This is a genomic window from Lactococcus sp. EKM203L (assembly GCF_011800585.1).
GTDB classification, from domain to species: domain Bacteria; phylum Bacillota; class Bacilli; order Lactobacillales; family Streptococcaceae; genus Lactococcus; species Lactococcus lactis.
Genome location: NZ_JAALEQ010000076.1, coordinates 1 through 210, shown reverse-complemented (window position 1 = coordinate 210; position 210 = coordinate 1). Strand labels below are relative to the sequence as shown.

At 29.0% G+C, this 210-nt stretch carries 1 pseudogene; it reads right to left on the bottom strand.

Annotation, left to right across the window (positions count from 1 at the left end):
* Window positions 1-210: pseudogene (locus tag HFD15_RS14160) on the bottom strand (hypothetical protein); the annotation flags it as partial.

The following is a 210-nucleotide window of genomic DNA, read 5'->3' as shown; positions in this document are numbered from 1 at the left end:
TAATTTATATTCATGAGCAATATCCATCTCTGACAATCGTTTGAATTGTGAGGTTGAAATATCATATAAATATCCATTATGCAAAGCAAGCTTTCCAAATAGATAATCTAAGATCACATTGACAAAACGAGGTATACTTTTACTTGATTTTAATGTAACTACTTCTTTATCTTCTCCATCGTCAGTTTTTTCAGCTTTTTTATTAACTCC